Genomic DNA, 23,619 nt, shown 5'->3' on the forward strand with positions numbered 1-23,619 from the left:
ACAGCACCTACAGCCATAAGAAACGACGTCTAAGCCGGGTTCCAAGATGCACATCCTGTCGGACGCGAACGGACTGCCCCTGGCGGTCGGCGTCTCCGCCGCGAACGTCCACGGCAGCGAAGGGTTGAAGCCCATGGTCGCGGGCCACCAAACGAAACACGATCCGTTCCGCGGACAGTACTTCAAGCCCCAGCGACTCCACGCGGACAAGGCCTACGGCATACCCCACCTGCGGAAATGGCTTTGGGGAAAGTGCATCGGCGTTCGCATCGCCCGCAAGGGGATCGAGTCCAGCGAACGACTCGGCTGCCGCAGATGGGCCATCGCGCGGACCATGTCCTGGCTCTCTGGCTACCGACGACTGGGCCCCCGCTACGAACGCAACCCCCGCAACTACTTGGCATTCCTCGGCCTCGCCGCCGCCCTCTGCTGCTACAAGAGGTTCGTCCGCATCACCACGTAGGGAACTCTAAAACGAAAGCCCGAAGAAGGACAGGGGCCCAACGCACGGTAGGCCGCAGGCTCCATTCACCCGCGTCGAGCCCAGACGGAACCTGCTCACACTTGCCCGACGAACAAACTCAGCAGCCATCGCCCACCACCGCGCCAGATTTAATCATTACACCCGGCGACCAAATCCACAGAGGGACGAGAAGGGTATCTGCCCGAACAGCAGATACCCTTTCCTCGGCAGAAGACGACAATCACGAAAAACTCGTCAGGAGGATTTCCTCACCCGCGTAGAAGGATGGAAATATCGCGGGCGACTATTGTAATTCTCCCAAAATCACCCTCCATTCCGTACGCATCCCCTTCTACCGTCAGGGAATCGATGTTGCCATAGTCCAACTCACCAGTGGCATCTACGGCCGGAGGGGTTCCTTGATCAAACCATTGCAGGTCCTTTACGCCCGAATATCGGATTGTTCCCCGTCGGTAGCAATGCCGCTCGTTTGGTGAAGCCGGCTCGTGTTGCGGGTGTTCCGGGCTCAGAGCCAAATCCATCTCCAGACTCAGATCCCCGGGGCTGGCCTGAATGGAAAGCACATAACTTTCCTCGAGGAAATACTGACCCAGCTCTCCTACCTCTCTGTAGTCGCTCATCCCAGATCCCAATCAATTGGCGTGTGATTTCCGGGGCTCTTCCGAGTCACCACATTTCCGAAGGAGTCTATGCGCTCTCCATTGGCGTTCCTCATCTCCACGTGCGGCAGGTCACTTCCGTTCGCTCTCTGGCTACCCTTTTTGATGGTGAGGCGCAAAATTCCATTTCCGTCATGATACTTGATGGGTCCGCTCTCAGTCTGGCTTCTGGTCCAGCCCATTGCGGTTCCGAACGCGTCCAACTCGGATGCCTTCGCGTTGCCATTTTTGGTGAGCTGCCCCATGGCGAAGCTGGCGTCGTACGCGGCCACTTCAGCGCCAGCCGCTTCTTGAGCTACCCCGGCGACTGCTCCGGAAGATGGAAGGCTTCCTCCTGATGCTCCCCCCGTTGCTACCTCAGCGATGACCTCACCGCAGGCGGGAGGATCGGCCAGGCAATGTGCCGCGACCGCTGGTCCGAGAGCTGCCGCGACTTCGATGACCGGTCCGGCCGCCACGACGGCGTCGACGCCTAGGGCGATGCCGAGAAGTACTTTCTGCCAGGTGGCCAACTTCGTCGTCTTGATCCAGTCGTCGTGGACGCTGGGGTCGTAGTTGGGGTTGGTTCCCATGGCGTAGCCGTGGAAGACGACGGGCTGCTTGACGATCGTCTGGACGAAGATGGGCTTGTCGCCGAGGTCGAAGACCGTGATCGTGGTCTTCGTGGTTCCGTCCTTATGCGTCGTGGTTTTGCTCTTGGAGCAGACGCCGTAGCGGCATGAGCCTGCGGAGGTGTTTCCGGGGTCTACTTGGCCGGTCGTGATGATGCCGCTTGAGCCTCCGACGACGTTGCCCTTGGGTACTCCGACACCGCAGGCGTCTGCGAAGCACAAGCCGGAGGGGTCGCTTTCGGTGACGGGGCTGTTGTCGGCGTAGGTGTAGCCGTTGAGGGATTGGGCGTCGTTGGGGGCGAGGACGGGGTCGACGCTGATGAATCGGCCGATGGACGGGTCGTATTCGCGTGCGCCGACGTAGGTGAGGCCGCTGGTCGAATCGGTGGTCTTGCCGAGGAAGGTCTTGTCGTCGGCCCAGGTGCCGGTGCCGCCGGAACGCGCGCTGCCGAAGGGGGTCAGGTAGCGCTTGGTGACGGCTTGGGTGGTGGCGTCGAGGCTGACCGTGGAGGTGCCGTGCGGGTCGCCGGACAGGTAGGACAGGGTCTGGGTGCCGGTTTTGTTGGTGCGCAGGGCGATGGTGGTGCCGTCGGCGTCGTAGTAGCGCTGGGCCCAGTATTTGGCGGTGCTGGTGGAGGTGTCGAGGTGGACTTCGGTGTTGCCGAGGTACAGGACGGTTTCTCCGCTGGTGTTGCGGCGGATGAGGAGGTTGCCGTCGCCGTCGTAGACGTGGGTGGTGGTGCTCTTGGTGGTGCCGCTGCTCGACTTCTCGGTGAGGGTGTCGAGGTTGCCGTTGGCGTTCCAGGTCAGGGACTGGGTGTCGGTGCCGTTGGGGCGGGTGGTGGTGTTGCCGGAGTCGTAGGCGTAGGTCGGGCTGACGCCGGTGCACGACGTGGAGGTGGTGGTGGCGGTGAGTTGGTGGGGGTGGGTGGTGTCGTAGCAGTAGGTGCGGGTGGAGTCACCGGTCGAGGTGTGGGTGGTCTCCGTCTGGCGCAGGCCGCTGCTGGTGTAGGTGTAGGAGGTCCAGTAGGGGGAGGCGCCGCCGAGGTTGCTGGTGGTGCGGCCGGTGGTGGCGCAGGAGGTGGTGGCGGGGGTCCAGGCTTCGGTGAGGCGCTTGTAGCTGTCGTAGGTGAAGCACTGGTAGTCGGTCTTGCCGGTGCCGGAGAGGTTGGCGGTGTCGAAGGTGGAGGTGACGTTGCCGGCGTCGTCGTAGGTGAAGTTGAGGTCCTGGACGGAGCGGGTGGCGTCGGTGGTGAGGCTGCGGGTGAGCCGGTCGGTGCCTTCTTCGTAGGTGTTGGTGATGGAGGTCTTCTTGGTGGTGGAGTCCTCCGAGGTGCCCAGGACGTACTGGTTGGTCTGGCCGAGTTGGTTGTAGTCGGCGGACAGGAGGTAGCCGGTCGCTCCGCCGACGTCGGTGACCAGTCCGAGGTCGTCGTACTCGGAGTCGACGGTCTCGCTGCTGAGGCCGCCGGCGGCAGGTTCGCTGTAGTACTGCTGGGTGCCGTCGATGTTGTAGTAGGCGGTGTAGGCGAGTGTGGCGGTGACGGCCTTGGAGGTGACCAGGGGGTCGCTGGCCGGGAGGGTCAGTTGGCCGCCGGTGACGTGGTAGAGGCTGTCGTAGCCGGTGATCTTCTGGGTGTAGGCGCTGCCGGTGGTGCCGCCGACGTAGCTGATGGAGTCGTCGAGCTGGCCCTTGGCGAGGGTGTCGTAGTCCCAGTGGGCGAGCTTGTTGGCGTCCGTCTTGGAGGTCTGCCACTGATCGGTCTGACGGCCCAGGACGTCGTAGCCGTACAGCAGTTTCTTGCCGCCGGCGGTTGTGGTGTCCGTCTGGTCGAGGTTGGTGTATGTCGTGGCCGTGGTGCCCAGGTCGGGGTCGGTGGCGGAGGTCTGCCGGCCGAACAGGTCGTAGACGTAGGACCACTGGGTGCCGTCCGTGCCGGTGACAGTGGAGGGCTTGGCGTCCAGGGTGTAGGTGGACTTGACGGACGTGTAGGCGGCGCCGGTGCCCGCGCCGTACTGCGCGTCGGCCGGGTCGGTTCCGGCGTAGGTGCGGGTTTCGACGGTGTTGCCGAAGATGTCGGTGATGGTGCGGGTGGCCGAGCCCCCGTTGACGGCGGTCGTCGCGGTGGAGTCGCCGGTGTAGGTGGCGGAGGTTGTCAGCTTCTTGACCCCGTACACGTAAAGGCTGCTGCTCAGTGCGCGGCCTGCTCCGTCGTAGGTGGTCTCGGTCTGCTTGGGTGCGCCGCCGTACTGGGCGCGGACGTAGGTGCCTGAGGGCAGGTTCTTGGAGTCGTAGACGTCGGTGTAGGTCTCGTAGGCGAGGCCGCGGCTGTCGTAGCGGGTGTCGGTGAGCAGGCGGCCGCCGTCGGGGGTGGGCGTCTGGCTCTGCAGAGTTCGCAGGAGCGAGTCGTAGATGGTGTAGCCGGTGTTGTAGGTCTGGCCGTCAGCCTTCAAGGTGCTGGTCGAGGTCCAGGAAGGAGCGTCGCTGGAGAGACCGTAGACGTAGGTGTAGTTGGGGGTCTGGCCTCCGGAGTGGGAGCGGTTGGGCAGCCAGACGTCGGTCTTGCGGCCGAGGGCGTCGTAGGCCGTTTCGGTGATCTTGTTGTTGGTGTCGTAGACCTTGGTCGCCAGGCCCGAGGCGTAGTCGGTGTAGGTGTAGGTGCTCTGGGTCTTGGCGTTGGTGGTCTTGGTCTTGGTGAGCGGTCCGGTGTCGGTGGGTGTGTAGGTGGTCGTGGTGGGGTTGCCGGCCGCGTCGGTGACGGTCAGGGGTCGGCCGAGGCCCGCGGTGCCGGCACTGTCGTCGTAGGTGCTGGTGGAGAGGGTCTGCCAGGAGGAGGGGTAGCGCTCGCCGCTGGTGACGGTGGCGGGGTAGGAGGAGGCGCGGCCGGACCAGGTGGCTTCGCCGAGGGTGGGCGTCTGGGTGGCGGACCAGGCGGTGGCGGCGGTGTTGTCGTACGTGACCGCGGTGTCGGAGAGGACGTCCCCGCGGGTCGTGGAGGAAGCGGGCAGGTTCAGGTCGGTTTCGGCGGTCGAGCAGTCCTTGCCGACGGCGCGGGTGCGCGAGACGAGTCCGGTCAGGCCGATGGCGGGGTTGCGGGCGTACCAGTAGCGGGTGCAGGTGTTGTCGCCGCTGACGCCGGTCTGCCCGGTGTCCGCCTTCTGGGTGGCCATGCCGTAGGAGTCGTAGTCGGTGCTGACGGTGTGGGTGCGCCAGGTCGAGGAGGCGGTGAGGTAGGTGGAGGTGGAGGTGGCGCCAGTGCGGACGTAGTAGGCCTTGATGGCGGCGTAGGACTTCTGCTGGCTGGCGGTCTGCGAGGACCAGGGGGTGTTGACCGTGGTCGCGATCGGGGCGGAGCCGTTGTAGGTGATCTGCTCGCGCAGGAAGCCGGAGTCCTGGTCGCTGTCGGTGATGTCGGCGACGTCGAGGCCTGCGGTGTCGAGGCCGGTCACGGTGGCGGGGGCGGTGGTGCCGTCGGCTTGCTTGTCGCCGTCCATGCCCTGCATGTACAGGCTGACGGACTTGGACTGGGTCTCGCCAGAGACGCCGGTGACTGTGGTGACCTTGCCGTAGCCGCGCCACTGGGACCAGGTGCGTTCGTCCGCGGGGACGAACGGGTCGTAGGCGTAGTGCCAGGCGGGGTCGGCGTAGGTGTAAGAGGTCTGCACCGCTTCGCCCAGGCCGGTGGGGTCGGAACTCGAGACGGCGGTGACCTGGTACTTGTTGAACCAGTCCAGGGATGCTTCGTCGGCGCCGTTGATGTGCCAGTACTGCGGGTAGCAGCTGAGGGTGTCGTGGTCTTCGGACGACGGCATGTTCGAGCCCCGCACGCACTGGGGGTCGGACAGCGTCACGGTGGTGATGGCGCCGGTCTCGGAGGTGATGGTGCCGATGCGGGGCATGCGCAGCGGCAGGATGTCGTCCGAGGTGGAGTCGACCCGGTTGTCGCGCATCTGGTAGGTGAAGGTCACCGGGTCGAGCTTGATGTCGGTGCCGTTCTTACCGGTGTGCTGGATGGAGGCCAGGGTCAGGGTCTGGTCGGCGGTGCTGCCGATCTCCTGGCCGTCCTCGAACTTCTGCGTCAGCGCCCAGGAGTCAACGCCGGTGTAGGCGCTGGTGGTCGCGTTCCAGGCGAGGGTGTCGATGCCGGTGAGGCGCTTGCGGGTGAAGAAGGAGGGGCTCGCGCTGTTGCAGTCGTCGGCGCCGCTCGCGCAGATGAGGTCGTGCGGGACGTCCGGCCAGTTGTCGGCGGTGGCGTCGGTCAGCGAGGAGCAGTCGCTCGCGGTGCAGCGCTCGTCGTAGGAGAAAGTGACCTCGTCGGAGGCGTTGCCGGTGAAGAGGGTGCCGACGCGCTGCCCGTAGAGGATCTTGGTGAGGTATCCGCCGCGGGTGTACTGGGTGTTGGCAGTGGAGGCGCCGTTTTTGGGGTAGTAGTTGGTCTCGGCCGTGTACCAGTAGGACATGGCGTTGCCGTGGAGGTCGACGACGTAGTCGAGGTTCCACCGCCATCCTTGGGTGAGGGAGCGGTCGGCGAAGGTGTCGCCCTGGTCGTAGCCGGGTTCGCCGGAGTCGTCGCCGTAGACGGGCGTGGTCCATACCGAGTTGGTGCGTTCGGTGCCGGCGCCGGGGAGCTTGTTCAGGCCGAAGACGTACTTGGTGCCGTCGCTGGTGGTGACGGTCCAGTATTCGCCGTCGTTGTCGTCGTTGTCGGCGCCGGTGGAGTGGGTGACGGTGGAGGCGTCGTCGTCCTTGAGGTGCCAGGCGCCGGTGGTGTCGTCCTTGACGAGTTCGGTGGACTTGCCGTTGAGGACGAGGGAGGCGTTGTCGTACTTCCAGCACTGGTCGTAGGTGCCGTCGTGTCCGTCGTCGTCGCAGGAGCCGTAGGAGCGTTCGATGTACGACGTGGCGGACAGGTCGAAGCCCTCGCCGACCTGGGTGGACTGGTTGTTGGTGGAGGCGGTCTTGCCGTCGGTGCTGCCGGAGTCGTAGTCCAGCGACAGTGTGGGCTGCGGTCCAGCCGCGGCGGGCGGGGTGTTCAGCGGGTAGGACCAGTCGAAGGAGCCGGAGGAGCCGCCGGCCTGCCAGCTGGAGGAGGAGGCGAGCGGGGAGGCGGCGTAATCGCCGGAGCCGGATGCCGACTCGCCCGAGGTGGCGGCGAGCGCGAGGACGGTGGCCTGCGCCGTGGTGCCCGCGGTCAGCGGGGCGGTCCGCACGCTGGAGCGCGAGGCCCGGTCGCCACCATTCTCGCGTGTGGTCTGTCCTAGGGAGACGGTGGCGGAGACCTGCTGGCCGGTGATGTCGTTGTGGGACTTCAGGGGTGTCTGGACGCGGCAGGCGGCCTTCTGCGGGGTGGTCAGCGCGCAGGCGGGCAGGGTGACCAGGTGCAGGCGGCCTGCCCAGTCGCCGCCGTAGGCGGAGGCGAAGGCGCTGTAGTCGATGCTGAGGCCGGCGTTGCCGCTGTCGGTGGCGCTCGCGGTCAGCAGGACACCCTTGATCCCGGCGGCGGAAGCGGCCTTGCGGCTCAGGACGCGCACGTGGACGGTGCCGTCGGCGGTTTTGGCGCCCTTCACCCGCTTCACGGCGACGGGGAGCCCTCCGGCGGTCAGGCCGGAGGAGCCGGTCGCGGCCAGGACGGTGGTGGCGTCGGCGGCCTTGGGCCAGGTCGCCTTCTGCTGGGCGAGGGCCTGCTTGGTCTGCTGGGCGTTGCGTTTCTTCTGGGCTGCGACGCGGGCGCGGGCCTTGGTTGCGCCTAGGGTGGTGACCTTCTTGACCGTGTCGGAGCGGTCCGCGGGAACGTCCGGTATCAGCTGGTGCTGGTGGGTGGTGGCCTGGGCGGCCGTGGGGGTCAGGCCGGCGAAGGCCAGGGCGAGTGCGACACAGGTGGTGGTGATCCTGCGCCTGTTGCGTCTGGCCTCGCTTGTGCTGCTGGGAAGCGGCAGAGCAGAACCGAATGTTCTGTCCGGCCGCAGGGAGCGCATGCCGAAACTCACGACAACAAACCCCTCACGTCGAAGGTCATCGGGTGGGTGAAGATGGAAAAAAGGAGGGGGCGGGGCGGCGGTCGATGCGCCGCCCCGCCCGGGTGCTGCCGGGGGTGTCAGTCCCCGATGGTGCTGACGATCTGTTCCTGGCTGGCCATGGCGCCGGCCCACAGCCGGATGTCGCTGACCGTGGCGGGCAGGTAGTGGCCCCAGGAGGAGTTCACGAACGCCTTGCCGGCGGCGAAGTCTCCGGTGCCGGCGACCGCGGTGTAGTCCTGGGTGTCGCCGTTCTGCGCGTCACCGACGTACAGGCTGATCGTGCCGTGGGCGCCGTCCTGGGCGTTGAAGATGCCGGTCAGGCGTACTGCGCTGCCCAGGTCCGCGACGCTGTCGGAGACGACGCCGGTGAAGGTGCCGTCGGCGTTGATGCGGCCGAAGTGCCACACGCCGACCGGGATGGTGGAGTCGGTCTCGGGGTCGGTGTCCGTGCCGGTCAGCTCGTACCACAGGCCCCAGGCGGATCCGTCGCTGCTGCGCTGGCCGATGACCTGCCCCATGTAGCCGGTCGGCTTCGACGCCAGTGCGGCGCTGTCCAGTTGGACCACCGTGGTGGCGGTGAAGGAGCCGGTGTCGTCGACGAGCGGGCCAGCAGCGGTGGCGGCGTCGTCGTTGCCGTCCAGGACGATGCCGGTGCCATCCAGGGAGGCGCCGCCGGAGAGGGTGAGCGGGGTGCCGTAACCGGAGGTGGTGTCGGCGACTGTGGTCCCGCTCGCGGTGGACGGGTCCCAGGCGGCGACGAGTTCGGCTCCTGCGTAGTCGTGGTTGGTCAGCAGGCTCGCCTCGGCCTTCACCTCGTCCTTCATCAGCGCGCGCTGCCAGATGCGGGATTCGTCGATCTGGCCGTTGAAGTAGTCGGTGAAGTTCGCGGTCGTGGTCAGGCCGCGGCCGAACTGCAGGGTTCCGGTGTCCGCCGCCGGCTGCCCGGAGGGCATGGTCTGCGGCTCTCCCTGGGCGATGCCGTTGACGTAGAGCTGGATGGTCTGCGCGTTGGCGTCGTACACGCCCGCCAGGTGGGTCCACACCTTTACCGGGGGTGAGGTGGTGTCGGCGAACGAGCGGACGTAGTGCCAGGTCCCGTCCGCGTCCGCCCAGTGCCAGTTGAAGATCCACTTGCTGTAGGCGGTCGAGTAGTAGATCGCGAAGCCCGGTCCGACAGTGCCCGCGCTGGACTGGGAGACGACTACTTCGTTGTGGGTGGGGGTGGCCGCCAGGCGTGCCCAGGCGGCGACCGTGTAGGAGGAGCGGGCCTCCACCACGGGGTTCGCCGTGGCGGCGTAGCCGCTGGTGCCGTCGAGGGTGAGTGCGGTGTCGGTCTGGGGGGTGGTGAGGTCCTGGCCGTCGGCGTCCTTGGTGAGCACACCGCGGCGGCCGTGGTCGTCACGGGAGGCTCCGGTGGTGGAGAGGGTGGCGTTGTCCTGCTCGGCGGCAACGGTGGTCGAGGAGTCGAGGGCGGCGCCGCTCGCCTCGTCGAAGTGCCACTGGCCGATCGGGCCGGCGCCCTGGGCGACGAGGAAGTCGACGGAGTTCTGCGCTCCCCAGCCCAGGGAGTCCTCGGCGCGCACGAAGACGCTGAAGGTGCCTGAGGTGGGCGGGGTGAACGTCGCTGTCGCCGTCGAGCCCGTGACCGGTGCCGACCAGGCGGCCGAGGAGGACGTCTTGAATTCGTAGGCGGTGTTCGTCGTGTCCCCGCTCGCGGGGGTGAAGGTGAAGGTCACCTTGGTTCCGGGGCCGCCTCCGGCGTTGCAGGAGGTGGTGGAGCAGACCGAATAGGGGCTGGAGAGGGCGATGCCCGGTGCCTTGGGGCGGGTGGAGTCGACCTTGAAGTAGCAGTAACCGGTGGTCGATCCGTTGGACTTGCTCGCCAGGTAGTCGTCACCGCTGTTGTAGTACGAGCGGGTCCATGCCCGGTAGCGGTACAGGGTGCCTTCGGCCAGCGTCGGTGCCGACATGGTCTCCTGGACGTTGTCGCCCACGTAGCCGCTGGTCGGCCGTTCGGACTCGAAGACGTTCGACCAGGTGTCGCCGCTGGTGTTCTTGTCCGCGCTGAAGACGGCCCTCAGGGAGGCCTGGCTCTCGCCGCCGGCGACGGTCTGCGGCGTGGCGGCCAGTGCCGGCGTGGAGTCGGAGACGATCAGCGGATCGGTCTTGTCGGTCTCGCAGGCGGTGGTGGTGCCGGTGACCAGGCCGATGTGGGTGGGCTTGTCGGGGATGCCGACGTACTTCACGTCGAGTTCGGCGTCGTCGTCGAACCGCTTCCAGCTGTTCGGGTCGGTCTCGTCGTGGGCCTTGAGCATCAGGGTGAGGCGGGAGAAGTCGCCGTTGGCGAAGTCCTTGACCGTCGGGGTCAGGTTCTCGTTGGTCTCCTCGGGGTTGTCGTTGAACTCGATCTGGTCCTCGGGCTGGCTCGGGCTGCAGGCCGAGCCGCGCCCGGCGGAGACGTAGCGGTCGACCATCGTGTCCCAGTTCGAAGTCGGCCCGGGCCACTTCGTCGAGGAGGAGATGTTGCCCGTGCGGATCAGGTCCACCCATGACGGCGTGCAGGACATCGACCACTTCTCGGTGATGACGAAGGTGGCGTCCAGGACGTGCTTGCCGGCGAGCTTCGAGGGTGAGAACTCGTAGTACATGCGGTTCTTGTAGCCGGAGCCGCAGTAGTAGGCGTAGCCGCCGGTGACGTAGGTGCCGCAGTAGCCGACACCCTTGCCGTCATCGCCGCCGGAGAAGTTGTAGAAGGTGTCGCCGTCGGAGGACAGCAGGGTCCGCTCCGACTCCGTCATGCCGACATCGGGGTCGATGTACTGGGGGAAGACGGCCTTGTCGTCGGTCAGCATCGACGCATCGGGCGTCACCGAGATGGTGTCCTCGTCGGCGGTGACGGGCAGGACCGTGGAGGCGTCGCCGTCGCTGGGGCCCTCGGTCGGGTCCGGCGTCGACTCGCCGTCGTCGCCCGTGGCCTCGGCCGTCTCGCTGAAGACGGCGGTGGTGACGGACGTCTTCGACGCCGTGGAAGCCGAAGCCTTGGACGCAGAGGAGGAAGCGGCTGTGGCGTCGTCGCCGGCGGAGTCCCACTGCTGGGCGGTGGGGGCGCGGAAGACGGTGTTGCCGTCGTCGTCGACCGCGGACACTCCCCCGTCGCCGTCCCGCAGGGTCAGGCCCTTGGCCTTCACCGGGAACGACAGCTTCTTCAGCTCCGGGTTGGCGGCTGCCGAGGCGGAGTTGACCACCAGCACCTCGCGGTAGCCCTCGGTGGTCGCGGTCATCCTCAGGTCGACGCCCGGCAGGACGTCCGCGTACACGGCCGCGTCCCCGTCCAGCGTCGGCTTCGGCAGAGTGCCCGGCCAGCCCACCGTCAACGACCGGCCGTCCTGGGACAGTTTCACCAGGTCCGATCCGTCACCGCCGCCGGAGAACGTGATCTCCGCGACGGATGCCTTGGGACCGACGCTGCCGTCGGAGCGGACCTCCAGCGTGGCATCCGGCTTGGCCCAGGAGCCGTCGGCCTGCTTGGCCCGGACAGGGACCGCAGAGTCCTTGAGCGTGAACGTCACACCGTCGGGGTTGGCGAACGTCGTGGTGTAGGGCGTGCGTTCGCCCACGATCTCGACCTGCTCGCCGCTCTCCTGCGCCTTCTCGGCAGCCGCCCGCGCCTCGTCGCTCGGCTGCGAGGCACTGTCGGCACGGGCCGCGCCGGCCGGCGCGGCGACGGTCGGTACGACGGCGAGGAAGCCGGCGACCGCCAGGAGCGAAACACCTCGTCTGAATGCGGCGGCCCGAAAGCGCGCACGCCGATGAAACCCCAAATCCCCCACCCCAAAAGTTCACTGTGCACACATGGTGCCTTCACTGCCGCCTCATGAGACCCGCAGCGATCACCGCAGGTCAAGACACTTCTACAGAGAGAAAAAGCAGGCCAAGACCTCTAGGCGATCAAAGAGAGCAAACACAGCGCAGGCGGCAGCAAAAGGGGCAATAGCACATGCCCCGCCCGACGAACTGTGTGTGACCGAACCGACACACGCTGCACGAATCAGACACGCAACAAGTCATGCGCTTTAGCAAACCAGTTGCCACTGGCGGCCCTGCTTCGACGTCCGCAGGGGCCGACGCCGGGAGCGCTCAGGTCTTCAGGGTGCGCCATCAGATCCCAGCAAAACAACCGAAGATTCCGTCAGCGGCGGCCGGGCGCTCGCTCGATGGACCCAGAGACCTCGACCGGGGCGGCCGCCTCGGAATGATTGCCGCGCATCACATTCATTCGCGAAAGTAAATAGATTCCCTAGGCAATCATCTCAGATGCGAGCAGACGGGTCTTCGAACCCACAGGGACCGCATATTCGCGAATAAATCAGAACGCCCACTTGGCGCACTATCTCCCCCAAGCGGACACGTCGACTCAGATCCGGGTTGGCGAAATGCGAAGTAAAGATCATCTAAAGCCGGGAATGCATTGTGAGGGAATTGGCAATTTCCGTGAACATCTTGTGTACAAGGCTTGCGCCTCTCGTCTCGCAGGGCGTTGAGCGCACCACCGGCTCGCCAGCCGCTCGGACCGCCGGGCGGGAGGACGGCGAGGGCAGACACCGGTGGCGGGTGACCGGACCGGACACGACGCCGGAAGAGCTCCCTGCAAGTCGGGTCGGCCGGTTGACGCCTGGCTGCCGTCCGTGAGGGAATCACTCGCGCTTGCGGATCTTGAAGGGGAACAGACCTGATGCAACGGCTCGCCGCAGTTCAACTGGCGTCACCTGCCACGTACTTCCAGACAGCAGCCTTTTGCCTGCTCGTCGCGGTGCTGCTCCTCACGATCGGCCGCCATCAACGTCGCACGGGACGCAGCATCATCAACCCGGACCGGCCCATGCGCGTAGGAGGGGTGCTGCTGCCCCAAACGCCACCCAGCAAGGGCAAGCGGATCACCGGACGGGTCTACCTCTGCCTCGGCTGGTTCCTCGTCCTGGGCGTGGTCGTCAACTTGATCAACGGCATCAGGGCGGCCCGCGGCTGACACGTCTTTCTCTTGCGGGGCCGTACATGGCCGTTGACCCGTTGTCTTTCGTACGGTGGACGAACTCGCTGCCCGCAGGCCGCAGTCTGGCCACACCCTCGTGGATCGTCACGGGCCCAGGGCGGGCCGGGACGCGGCTTGCAAGGGAACAGTGGGCTTGCCTTCGCTCAGCCCGCACGACGCCCGGCGCACGTATTCGGCGGCACAGATCCCATCCACCTCTCACCCATCGCACACGGACCGACCTCGCCACGGGCCCACGGGCGCGCGCATACCGGAGACGTTCGTCGCCGCGCCCGAGGGCGGGAACCATCGATCGCCGCACCCCCGGGTCCTGCATGGTGGACACGCGTGCGGCGGGAGTGAAGCCAGGCCGGCAGCGTGATGGGCCCGGACCCTCGCTCTTGGGGGTCCGGGCCCCTCACGTGGTGTCGGTGGTCGCTCAGATCAGCGGGAGCAGTCCGGATCCTCCGAGGGCCGTCCGGGAGGTCTGGGTGAGTCCTACCGAGGGGGCTGTGAACATGCGGCTGCCGGTCGCTGTCGGGCCGGAGGCGGTGCCCGGGAATACCCAGACGGCGCCGGTGGAGTTGTTCTCGGACCCCGCGCTGACCAGCAGTTCGGGCTTGCCGTCGCCGTTGATGTCGCCGATGGCGACCGTGGTGCCGAACATGTCGTCGGTCTCGGAGGCACCCGGGACACCGGCGGTGTCCTGGGTGAGGGAGTACGACCCAGTCCCGAGGGTGCCCGTTCGGCGGCCGGGGATCACGGTGACCACACCGGCGCGGGAGTTGGAGGTCTCCTGCGGGGTTCCGACCACGATGTCGGCGGCTCCGTCCCCGTCGAGGTCGCTCACGGCCAGGGCGGCGCCGAAGCCGTCGTTCTTGGCCGACGTCCCGGGGACCCCGGCGGTGCTCTGCGTCAGCTGCACCGGCGTCGCGCCGGCGGCGATGCCGGTCTTGGAGCCGTACCAGAGGAGGATCCGGCCGCCGACCGCGCCGTCCACGCCGTTCGTGGTCGGATCGTCGGGGTCTGCGACCACGAGATCGGTGTACCCGTCGCCGTTGACGTCGCCGGTCGCCGAGACGAGGCCGTTGCCCCGGGCGAGGAGATACGTGGCCCCGGTGTTCAGGTAGACCTCGCCGCCGCTGAGGCCGCTCAGCCGGTCCGTGTCGATGACCGGGTCGGGAACGCCGTCCTGGTTGAAGTCGCCCAGGGCGACGCCGACGACCGACGCCGTGTTGTTCTCGTAGCCGACGGCCCCGTGGGTGCCGGTGTGGCTGAACGGGCCGCTGACGAAGAGCGTCCCCTCGTTGCCGGCGACGGTGACACGGGTCTTCGCGCCCGTGCCGAGGGACAGGGCGGCGATGTCCAGGCCGTAGTGGTCCTGGTTCACCGAACCGTCGAGGCCGGTCGGCTTGTCCAGCATCGTGGCGGTCGTCAGGCCGCTCTTGCTTCCCCACAGCACGGTCACCGAACCCGCGTCGGTGCCCCGGGTCGTGTCCTCGCCGGGAGAGCCGACGAGAAGGTCGGCGTATCCGTCGTGGTTCAGGTCGGCCGTGGCGGTCGCCGTGCCGAACGCGTCGCCCGCCTCCGCCGAACCCGGCACTGCGGACGAGTTCTGCGTGATCGTCTGCCGCTTCGACGCCGTCGACACACCCGACTTTGACCCGTACAGCACCACCACCGCACCCGCGCCCGCCTTCCCGGACACGTTCGCCCCCGGCGCGGGCATGACCACATCCCGGTAGCCGTCGCCGTTGAAGTCCCCCGGCACCGCACCGTGCACCGCACCCGCGGGCGCGGCCGACAGCACGGACGCGCTCACCACCACACCGACCACAACGACGGCGGATCTCCAACCCGCTGTCCTGCCGGTTCTGTTGCCCACATGACCCCCTCAGTCTCTACGCCGCCCCTGGACAGGGACGACGACACGAGCCGGATCCTAGGCCCGCCTTAGCGATCTTGTCCCTCCCCTTTCGGCGATCCGGTGTGAACCTCCCTGTGCAGGACGGCCGGGCTCCGCAAGATCGACTCCAGGGGTGGCAGTCGGCCTCGCTTCCCTGAAATGCCGCGCTGCCGTCGTACAACCCTTCGCCCACCTCGTGTGTCTTGTGCTCACCCGGACGAAGATCCGGTGAGATCGTGTGGGAGAGACATGCACATCCGTTCAGCCGCGGCCACCACCGCGGGCACCCTCGCGGTGCTCAGCCTGTCCGCCCCCGCCGCGCAGGCGGACACCCACAAGGGCGACACCGTTTTCACCTCGGTGACCTTCAGCAAGTCCACCGTGAGCATCGGCGTCAGCAAGGCGCAGCGCTTCACGGCCACCGCGATCGCCAAGGACAACTCCGGCATCCAGCGCATCGCTCCCGGCAAGCTGTGGAGTCCCGACCGCCGTATCACCTTCGCCAAGTCCGACAACTGCACCCGGCCGACGTCGACGACCATGAAGTGCACGTTCACGTACAGCGTCGACGCCGACGCCGCCGACTACGCCAACCTCACCAACGCCGACGCCGGCACCTGGCACTTCGACGCCGAGGCCGTCTCCAACGACCAGGACTTCTACTCCCTGGGCACCGACCGGACCGTCAAGGTCAAGCGCATCGCCCAACTCACCGCCACCCAGGCGAGCCCCGAGCCGGTGACCAAGGGACACTCGCTCACCGTCACCGGGACCCTGACCCGCGCCGACTGGAACACCAACGCCTACGTCGGCTTCGGCGCCCAGCACGTCGCCCTCCAGTTCAAGAAGTCCGGCTCGTCGTCGTACAGCACGGTCAAGACCGTGACCACCAGCAGCACCGGCAAGCTGAAGACCACCGTCACCGCCAACTCGGCCGGCACCTGGCGCTGGAACTTCGCCGGCACCAGCACCACCACCGCTGTCACCGCTACCGGCGACAGCGTCGCCCTCAAGTAGCCCGGTCCGAGCCGTAACCTGCCATGTCCTGTGCGGCGGCGCCCCGACGGCCTCGCCGCGGGGCAGTCGGACGCCAGGTGGCCGCGGACTGGTGCAGGTTCCGGCTCGAGACACCCGCGCCGACCCTCCCCGCTTCGCCAGACGGTCGAAAACAGGCGAACAACCACGGCCCCACTGACACGTGTCTTCCTCTCGCCGAGCCGCTCGCCGGGACTCGGGGACTCTCCGAACAGCAGCAAACGGACCCGAGGGGTCCACCACCCCATCCACTGCGGGACGCCGACTCGGCCTCCCGCATCCAGCAGGAGAACCACCCATGCACAGACCACACCTGCGACTCGCCCTCGCGACGGCCACCGCCGCCACCGTGACGGGCGGACTGCTGACGTTCACCACGCTTCCGGCCGCCGCCGCGCACGCCTCCAAGGTCGCGCAGGCCGACTTCAACGGCGACGGCTTCGGTGACATCGCCACCTCCGCGGCGAACGCCACCGTCAGTGGTCACGCCGAGGCCGGTGCCGTCGTCGCGCACTACGGCTCCGCCACCGGCATCACCACGGCCAGGCACACCACCCTCAGCCAGGACGCTGCCGGAGTCCCCGGTACGGCCGAGGCAGGCGACCTGTTCGGCGCCTCCCTCGCCTACGCCGATTTCAACGGCGACGGCTACGACGACCTCGCGGTCGGCACCCCGGACGAGAAGGTCGGCAGTGACACGGACGGCGGCACCGTCGCCGTCCTCTGGGGCTCCAAGAACGGCCTGACCGGCAAGGGCATCACCATTGACGACCCGGCAGCCACCGCGCACGACTACTGGGGCAACACGCTGGCCGCGGGCGACTTCGACGGCGACGGCAAGGACGACCTGGTCGTCGGCAACTCCTCCTCCACCCTCTATCTCTTCAAGGGCGGATTCACCACCTCCGGCGCCTACGGCAGCCTTACCACCGCAAAAGCCCCGATCGGATCCAGCACCTTCCACGGCCCGCTGCACCTGACCGCGGGCGACGTCAACGGCGACGGTCGCTGCGACCTCCTCGTCAACGGCTACGGCGGGGACTTCGACACCAACTACCTGATAGTCGGCACCACCAAAGGTCTGAGCGTCTCCCAGGGGGAAGGGACCGCGGCCGGCATCGCCAGCGGTATCGGCGACATCAACGGCGACGGCTACGGCGACTTCGTCATCGGCTCTTCCTGGGACGACAAGTTCCCCGACGGCGAGCCCGTGCCCGACTCCGCCGACGGCGGCAAGATCAAGATCGTCTACGGATCCACGGCGGGCCCCAGCGGCTTCACCGACATCACGCAGAACAGCGCGGGCATGCCCGGCACCACGGAGAAGGGCGACGCCTTCGGCTGGGACGTCGACCTCGGTGACGTCAACGGCGACGGCTACCAGGACGTCGTCGTCTCCGCGCCCGGCGAGGACATCGGCGGCGTGAGCAACACGGGCATCGTCACCGTCCTGTACGGCTCCGCGACCGGCGTCAGACCCATCACGGGCGCGCAGTCCTTCGCGCAGAGCACGGCGCAAGTACCCGGCAGCGACGAGAAGAACGACCTGTTCGGCGCCGACGTCAAACTCGACGACGTCAACGGCGACGGAAAAGCCGACCTGATCGTCGGCTCGACCGAGAACAGCGGCAACGGCGCGGTCACCTACCTGCCGTCCGACGGGACGCGGATCACCACGACCGGCTCCCGCGCCCTCTCCCCCAGCGCCTCCGGTCTGTCGACGTCCGGCTCCCCGCAGTACGGAGCCGTCTTCGCCGACTAGACCATGTGGCACCGCTTGCTGACGAACGAGGACCGCCGTCGTGGGCCCGCCCGCCTGCCCACGGCGGGCCATCACCGGGCCGGCCGAGCGCCCTGAGTGAGAACGGCCCGGGTGCTGCAACCGCGGCGGCCCCAACACCCGTTCCAGCGACGGATCGACCTGTGGCAGCAGGCCGTCCAGCCGGTCCGCGACCCGGGTGGCCTCGCCGGCCAAGATCATCGAACCCGACGATTATCGCGGGCGGCGGTGGAGGAGCGGTTGCGGCGGGTGCTGTCCTTCCACAGCCGGGTCGGTGAGGCGGAGGCGATGGCGGTCGCGGTGCGGCTGACTGCGGCCCGGCTGGCCGGGGACGACCCCGAGGCGTTCCCGCCGGCCCCGCACGTGTGGTCGGCGTGGCTGTGCGGCGAGTACGCCCCCGCCCACCGGCGCCAGGTCCTGGAGGAGTTCGCCCGCGACTTCCTCGCCGAGCAGGACGCGGACGGCCATCCTGCACCACCACGGTAGGAGGCTCGTCAGGAGGAGATCGTCCGCGATGATTGCACCTCCCGCCTGCTCCCCGGGGCAGGCTTATCCGGGTGGGACAGGGGCGCGTTGGGCGCGTCAGCGGTTGGGGATTGCCAGCCGCCGGACCTGTCGTCGTGGTCGGCGCCGGCACCTCGTCCAGCCTCAGCAACACGTCGGCGGCCTCACGCAAGAGACATGGAAGGGCCGCGTGCACGCACCAAATGGCCTGCCGAGCTGGCCAGTTGACTCTCCCAGAGATGATGCTAGGGTTCTTTCCCATCGGGCGCCAAGGGCGCCCGAACTGCTTGTCCGGCTCTCCTTCCTCGTATCGAGGAGCGGGGGCTTTTCTCTTATGCCGTGTCCCAAGGCCCCCGGAAGTCGCCGGGGGCCTTCGCCGTTCTTTGGAGGCCGTTCATTGACCACTCTGTCCGCTCTACCCGGCAGCGCCGCCTTCGGCGCACCGGTCTCGTTGGCTGTTCTCGGCGCTGTCGCCGTGACGGCCATCGTTGTGCTGTGTACTGGTATCGCCGTCGTCGCGCTGAACCGGGCCGAGCGGGCAGATGTCGCCCAGACACTGCTGGGGTTGAGCCACGTCGTCTCGGCCATGTCCGGGCTGCTGCCGTGGGGGAAGCCGTCTTCGCCGCCCGCTCTGCCTGCTCGCACCGTGCCGGGTCCCGTCCGTGCCGCTGAGCCTGCAGTGCGGGAGGGGGCTGCAGGTGCGCAGGGCCTGCACGTCCTGCCTTCTCTCACTTCCTACAGCGGGACGGACAACGGGCGGCGCCGCCAGTGTCCGGGCGCTGCGAGACCTCCGGTGCGGGCGTGGCCGGGGCGTCGTGGCCACAGGCCGTCCCCCTCGCACGGGCGGCTGTCCCCTTGAGCCCGTCGGACTGCCGCCGTTGGATGCTGCGGCTCGGTGGGGCGGGGCCTCCAGGCGGCCCGCTGCCATGCGGCCGCGGGACGAGGCGAGCTCTGTTGTGACGACGTGCGTGGCCGGGGCGGCTTGCTCCCGCCCAGGCCGATGAGCACGTGATACGTTCGCAGGACACTTGAAGGGGCACCCGCCGTCCAGGCCACTGCCCCTTTCTCCATGCCCGAACGCAGGAGCGGTACGTCTGCGTTTTCCCGTGCCGGACTTGCGGCCGGGTGAGGTCATCTCCGTTCCGGTGTCTCGGCGTCATCGGGGATGTCGGCGGAGCCGGGTTCCAGTGCTTCCAATGCCCGGCGCAGACCGACGAGTCTGTGTTCGAGGTGTGCGGCGGTCGATACCGCTGCCGTGTCCGCCGAGTCGCGGTCCAGTTGCTTGGCCAGGGCCTTGGCCTCTTCTTCGACGGCCGCCAGCCGGGTGGTCAGCTCGGCCAGGAGGCTGGCCGATGTCCCGGTATGGCTGCTGCCGTCAGGTTCGATGCCGCCTTCGAGGTGGCCTCTCAGCAGTGCTGCCTGTTCGCGCAGTTGTACGTTCTTCATGTACAGCTCGACGAAGACGGAGACCTTGGCGCGCAGCACCCAGGGGTCGAACGGCTTTGAGACGTAGTCGACCGCGCCCGCCGCATAGCCCCGGAAGGTGTGGTGCGGGCCGTGGTTGATCGCGGTGAGGAAGATGATCGGGATGTCCCGTGTCCGCTCCCGTCGCTTGATGTGCGCCGCGGTTTCGAAACCGTCCATGCCCGGCATCTGGACGTCCAGCAGAATGACCGCGAAGTCGTCCGTGAGCAGTGCCTTGAGCGCTTCCTCCCCGGACGATGCCCGCACCAGCGTCTGATCGAGCGCGGAGAGGATGGCCTCCAACGCAAGCAGATTCTCCGGCCGGTCATCGACCAGGAGGATCTTGGCCTTCTGCGGGTCGGAGCGCTGCGGGAAGGGGGAACGCTCCGGCGTCGCCCTCTCGAAGTGATCCGTGACGGCGTCGCGGGGGCGCGGGGGCGGCGTGGAGGCAGGGGTGGTGGCACGCATGCGGTGCTTGATCTGTTCGAGCCCCGCCCGGCGGTCGAAGATGTCTTCCAGGGCCTGCCCCACGGCGGTCTCGGTGTCGTCGAGGGCGCGTTCCAGGGCGTCGTCGCGCGGCGTTCCGGTGTCGTCAGACATCGCTCGCCTCCCCGGTTGCTGCGGTCAGTCGGGATCGGGCCTGGTGGATGAGGTTGCGTACCGTGCTGTTGGTGACGCCCATGTCGCGGGCGGCTTCGGTGGTGGAGCAGCCTGCGATGTGCACGAGTACCAAAGCCTGGCGTTGCCGCTCGGTCAAGTCTGCGATGGCGTCCAGGGTGCTCTGGTAGGTCTCCTTGAGCACTACGTGGTCCTCCAGCAGGACCTGGTCGCCCGGGCGGTCGGTGTCCTCGAGCGGCACGGTGGAGCTGTCGTGCCGGCGGGCGAACAGCACGTGCCTGACGGCCGTCTTGACCAGCCATCCCTGCCAGTTGGCGACGTGTGGTGCGTCTGGTCTGCGCAGATGTTCCCAGGCCTTGATGAACGCGTGCTGGGTGGCGTCCCAGGCGTCCTGGGTGTGGCCGGCGGCAGCGAGGGTGGCCTTGCGCTGCACGACGGGCTGGAACGCCGCGTACAGGACTTCGATCTCCCGCTCGCAGGCGTCTTCCGCCCCGCCGGGGTCCGGGGCGGGGTCGTCAGCGGCTGCGCTCATCGCGGCCTCCGGCCGGCTGTGCCGGAGGAAGCTTGATCTCCCACTCGGTTGTCGCCCTCCCCTGCCCGTCGCGGGCCTTGAAGCGGACCTCGGCCCCCTGCGGGCTCTGGGTGAGCACGGCCACGATGCCTGCCCAGCGCGCGCGTTCGCGCAGCCAGTACGCGATCGCCCCCATCATGGTGCCCGCGATGGGCACCACGGTGAAGACCAGCCACCACCCGTGGCCGCCCGTTGCGCTCACCGGGCACCTCCCTCGTCGACAACACTGCACACAAAGAAGAGTGTTGAGACGTCGTCGGCGTCTAGAACGAGCGATCACGCCCAGCGCCGGACGGTGGGGGCTGCGCCGCTGTCGCGACGCCGGGTACATCGCCACTGGGATCGTGTGGGCGACCTCGTCTGACGCCCCAGCCGGCCGCTTGCTCCGCGGCGTTAATTTCGGTGCGCGTTCGTGGAACCCGGTTGGCGAAGGTCTTGTCCGAGGTTGGCGCCACAGTTCCGGCAGCGCACTGCGGGGTCGCGGACGGCATCCGCGCCCGGAGAGGTGATGTGCGTCGGCCGCCGCGTCGGCGGGCGGGCGCACGAACCGTCGCCAAGAGCCCTCGCAGCGGAAGGGGATGGAGGCGGGGCTGGGCCAGCACACCCGTCAGGACCTCCCGCGGCCGCAGCGCACCGGTACGCGTCGGACGCTGTGGTGCTTCGCGTATGGAGGGCCCCGCCACCTGGACATTTTGCTGTTTCCGGGACGATTGACCAGTCCTTGATCGTGCATGGAAATGCGACCGGGTGAAAAGTGGTGGTGGCCTCGGTCACACCCAACTCCGCGCCGGAACCGCCCCGATGATCTCGTTCTTCACACGAAACGGCCCCTGCGCGAGGGGCCGTTTCGTACATCGCTTCGATCGAAGCGGAAGCCTCTGGCCCCCCGTTGCACCGGGGGGCGCAGCCAAGGGTGCACTCACGCCAGCGAGCTGAAGCCTTGGACGGGGCCGACTTGCGTCGACCTGTGTCCCCATGGTGTCGCGCCACGGGGAGTCTGTGGAGTTGAAATGCCGCCTTCGATGTCTACATGGTAGGCCGAACGGAACAATGAGAAAACGTGTGACCAGCAATTTTCCGTTCTGACCTGCCATCTTCCCTACATACGCTCCGGGACGGCCCGTTGTTCACTCCGGGTGCGCATGCGTTCTTCACCAGTTACGAACTAAGGAACCGGCTGCGGCATCACGGACATTGCAGCACTGATCGCTTGCGACCGCTTCAGGGCGGGACTCGATCACATGCGGAAGCGGCGGCTCGAACGTCACTCGTCGCCTTTTCAATCAATGGCGTTCGGGACGCGGCCCGGACATCGTTGTCCTCCGTCCGGGCCCCCGCGGCTCGCGCTCCGCGGCCCGGCAGGCTGGGGCATGATGTTTTCCGGGCACTCAGGTGAATCAGGGGTTGCACCCCCGCCAACATCACAACGGGCGCCGTCACAGGGCCGCGTGACACCCATTCATGCGACGTCAGCGGATCGCGTGCCATCCGGGCATGCGCCTGCGAGCAGCCAAGTCACTCACGCCAGAAGCGAGTTGAAAGTGTCCGGCCCGTCAGGGCCGGACACGGAATGGACGGTGCTCACGATGAGCACGAAGAAGCGCGCGGCCGTGGCCGTCGCCCTGTCCGCCGCGGCGGGCAGCACCGCGGGAGCCGTGGCCTGCCGCTGCGGCCTGGAACTCCAGGAATCCGCGAAGCTCGGCGCCGTGGTCAGCGGCGCGGTGGGCAACCTCCTCTACCAGGCCTTCCGCCTGGTGCCGGCGGCGACGGACGAGGCCGCCGCCGTGGACGAGGCCCACGACACAGCGCTCGACAGCAACAACGGCCCCACCGGCGCGCGGGACACGGTGGACCACACGGACGTGGGGCACCGGAAGGTCCCCACCCCGCGCCGGGGCGAGCCGGGCCCGCCCAAGGACAGCAGGCCCGCGCGACACCGCCGGCTCCGGCGGGCGGGCCGGCGGCGTCTCGAGCGGGCTCTGGGCCGGGAGCGGAGCGTACGCGGTGCGGGAGGCGGCCATGGCACGGCCTGAGAGGGAGCTTCCGGTGGACATCCCCATGTCGCTGCGGTCCCTGGCCGTGGAGATGCGAGACATCCGCAAGAACAGCGGCCTGACCGTCAGCGCGCTGGCACAGAAGATCAACTACTCCCCCACCGCGGTGTCGCAGGCCACCTCGGGCAAGACGGTCCCCTCCTGGAACCTCGTGCAGGCCTTCGTCAAGGGCTGCGGCTACAACGGCGACATGGAGCGGTGGAAGCGCATCTACCGGGAGGCCCGTCGGGACACCAAGGGCACCAGCATGGAGGACACGGGTGAGACCGCTCTGCCCCGCCTCGCGCTCGTCCCACGGCTGCTGCGGGCCGATCAGTCCGTACCGCCCCTGCACCCCGACGGACTGCTCGCCCTGGTCCAGCAGGCACGCGAGTACGAACTCGAGGACAAGCGGGTCACCTCCGTCACCTCCGCCGACCACATGCACACCGCGCTCGCGCTGTGCACGACGGCTGAGGACGTGATCGAGCTGATGCGGGACCTCGTGCGCACCAAGGGACTGTCCCTGCAGGAGGTGGAGGAACGCAGCCGCAAGCACTACCCGATCTCCAACGCGACGTTCCAGCAGGTGCTGAACGGCACCGCGCTGCCCACCACCGAGTGGCTGCACATCTTCCTGTCCGCCTGCGGGTTGGAGGAGGAGCGCACCGTGATGTGGCACTTCACGGTGACCCGCATCCGCATCGCGCAGATGCGCCAGCGCGAACGCCAGTTCCGGCGGAGGCGCCGCAACGGCGTTCGGGCGATCGTCGCGGCGTTCAAGAAGAGGGTGCCCCTCATCATGCGCCTCTTGGTGGCCGTGTACACGGTGTGGGTGCTCACGCCGTTCTTCAAGGACATGCCGCTGCCGTGGTGACGCGGTGGCGGTGACCGTCCTCGGGTCCGG

The 23,619-nt window shown here is 67.9% G+C and carries 13 protein-coding genes and 2 pseudogenes; 7 read left to right on the top strand and 8 right to left on the bottom strand.

Annotation, left to right across the window (positions count from 1 at the left end; translation table 11 throughout):
- Positions 1-31: 31 nt before the first annotated feature.
- Positions 32-463, top strand: a pseudogene (locus WN71_RS28145) (transposase); the annotation flags it as partial.
- A 269-nt stretch (positions 464-732) separates the two neighbouring features.
- Here the strand turns inward: WN71_RS28145 and WN71_RS40230 are convergent.
- The 3 genes from WN71_RS40230 to WN71_RS28155 all read right to left on the bottom strand — a co-directional run bounded on the left by WN71_RS40230 (position 733) and on the right by WN71_RS28155 (position 11,593).
- Complete coding sequence (locus WN71_RS40230; protein WP_079178168.1) at positions 733-1,104, bottom strand: hypothetical protein; 372 nt, start codon at positions 1,102-1,104, stop codon at positions 733-735.
- Positions 1,101-7,742: an RHS repeat-associated core domain-containing protein gene (locus WN71_RS28150; RefSeq protein WP_240529792.1), complete on the bottom strand. Its 6,642-nt coding sequence runs from the start codon at positions 7,740-7,742 to the stop codon at positions 1,101-1,103. Before WN71_RS28150 ends, WN71_RS40230 begins: the two co-directional genes overlap by 4 nt.
- 107 nt (positions 7,743-7,849) lie before the next feature.
- Positions 7,850-11,593 carry a laminin G domain-containing protein gene (locus tag WN71_RS28155; protein WP_240529793.1) on the bottom strand — a complete coding sequence of 1,248 codons (3,744 nt, stop codon included), beginning with the start codon at positions 11,591-11,593 and terminating at the stop codon, positions 7,850-7,852.
- Positions 11,594-12,504: 911 nt separating this feature from the next.
- Here WN71_RS28155 and WN71_RS41570 point away from each other — a divergent pair.
- A complete protein-coding gene (locus WN71_RS41570; protein ID WP_143074883.1) occupies positions 12,505-12,798 on the top strand; it encodes a hypothetical protein in 294 nt (97 codons plus the stop codon).
- A gap of 442 nt (positions 12,799-13,240) precedes the next feature.
- Here the strand turns inward: WN71_RS41570 and WN71_RS28160 are convergent, their stop codons facing one another.
- Positions 13,241-14,623 (bottom strand): FG-GAP-like repeat-containing protein, encoded by a 1,383-nt coding sequence (locus tag WN71_RS28160; RefSeq protein ID WP_338058704.1) that lies wholly within the window; start codon positions 14,621-14,623, stop codon positions 13,241-13,243.
- Between the two features lie 333 nt (positions 14,624-14,956).
- Between WN71_RS28160 and WN71_RS28165 the strand changes: the two genes are divergently transcribed.
- Both WN71_RS28165 and WN71_RS28170 read left to right on the top strand, forming a co-directional pair.
- On the top strand, positions 14,957-15,724 hold the full coding sequence (locus WN71_RS28165) for a hypothetical protein (protein ID WP_046589690.1): 768 nt from the start codon (positions 14,957-14,959) through the stop codon (positions 15,722-15,724).
- A gap of 316 nt (positions 15,725-16,040) precedes the next feature.
- Entirely contained in the window at positions 16,041-17,504 is a 1,464-nt protein-coding gene (locus tag WN71_RS28170) for an FG-GAP-like repeat-containing protein (protein WP_046589689.1), read from the top strand.
- A gap of 108 nt (positions 17,505-17,612) precedes the next feature.
- On the opposite strand, the pseudogene WN71_RS43575 reads toward WN71_RS28170, so the two are convergent.
- A pseudogene (locus tag WN71_RS43575) lies at positions 17,613-17,739 on the bottom strand (IS110 family transposase); the annotation flags it as partial.
- Between the two features lie 11 nt (positions 17,740-17,750).
- Between WN71_RS43575 and WN71_RS42325 the strand changes: the two are divergent.
- A complete protein-coding gene (locus WN71_RS42325) occupies positions 17,751-18,008 on the top strand; it encodes a hypothetical protein (protein WP_476756014.1) in 258 nt (85 codons plus the stop codon).
- A 1,149-nt stretch (positions 18,009-19,157) separates the two neighbouring features.
- Here the strand turns inward: WN71_RS42325 and WN71_RS28180 are convergent.
- The 3 genes from WN71_RS28180 to WN71_RS28190 all read right to left on the bottom strand — a co-directional run bounded on the left by WN71_RS28180 (position 19,158) and on the right by WN71_RS28190 (position 20,881).
- The gene (locus WN71_RS28180) at positions 19,158-19,832 is read right to left on the bottom strand and encodes a response regulator (RefSeq protein ID WP_046589713.1); all 675 of its coding nucleotides are present in this window, start codon (positions 19,830-19,832) and stop codon (positions 19,158-19,160) included.
- Positions 19,833-20,082: 250 nt separating this feature from the next.
- On the bottom strand, positions 20,083-20,640 hold the full coding sequence (locus tag WN71_RS28185; RefSeq protein WP_046589685.1) for an RNA polymerase sigma factor: 558 nt from the start codon (positions 20,638-20,640) through the stop codon (positions 20,083-20,085).
- Positions 20,624-20,881 carry a hypothetical protein gene (locus tag WN71_RS28190; RefSeq protein ID WP_046589683.1) on the bottom strand — a complete coding sequence of 86 codons (258 nt, stop codon included), beginning with the start codon at positions 20,879-20,881 and terminating at the stop codon, positions 20,624-20,626. Before WN71_RS28190 ends, WN71_RS28185 begins: the two co-directional genes overlap by 17 nt.
- A 1,384-nt stretch (positions 20,882-22,265) precedes the next feature.
- Between WN71_RS28190 and WN71_RS28195 the strand changes: the two genes are divergently transcribed.
- Positions 22,266-22,712, top strand: coding sequence for a hypothetical protein (locus tag WN71_RS28195; protein WP_143074884.1), 447 nt, complete (start codon positions 22,266-22,268; stop codon positions 22,710-22,712).
- A gap of 13 nt (positions 22,713-22,725) precedes the next feature.
- Positions 22,726-23,589: a helix-turn-helix domain-containing protein gene (locus WN71_RS28200; RefSeq protein WP_046589678.1), complete on the top strand. Its 864-nt coding sequence runs from the start codon at positions 22,726-22,728 to the stop codon at positions 23,587-23,589.
- The last annotated feature ends 30 nt before the right edge of the window (positions 23,590-23,619 follow it).

It is taken from the genome of Streptomyces mangrovisoli, assembly GCF_000974985.2.
GTDB lineage: Bacteria > Actinomycetota > Actinomycetes > Streptomycetales > Streptomycetaceae > Streptomyces > Streptomyces mangrovisoli.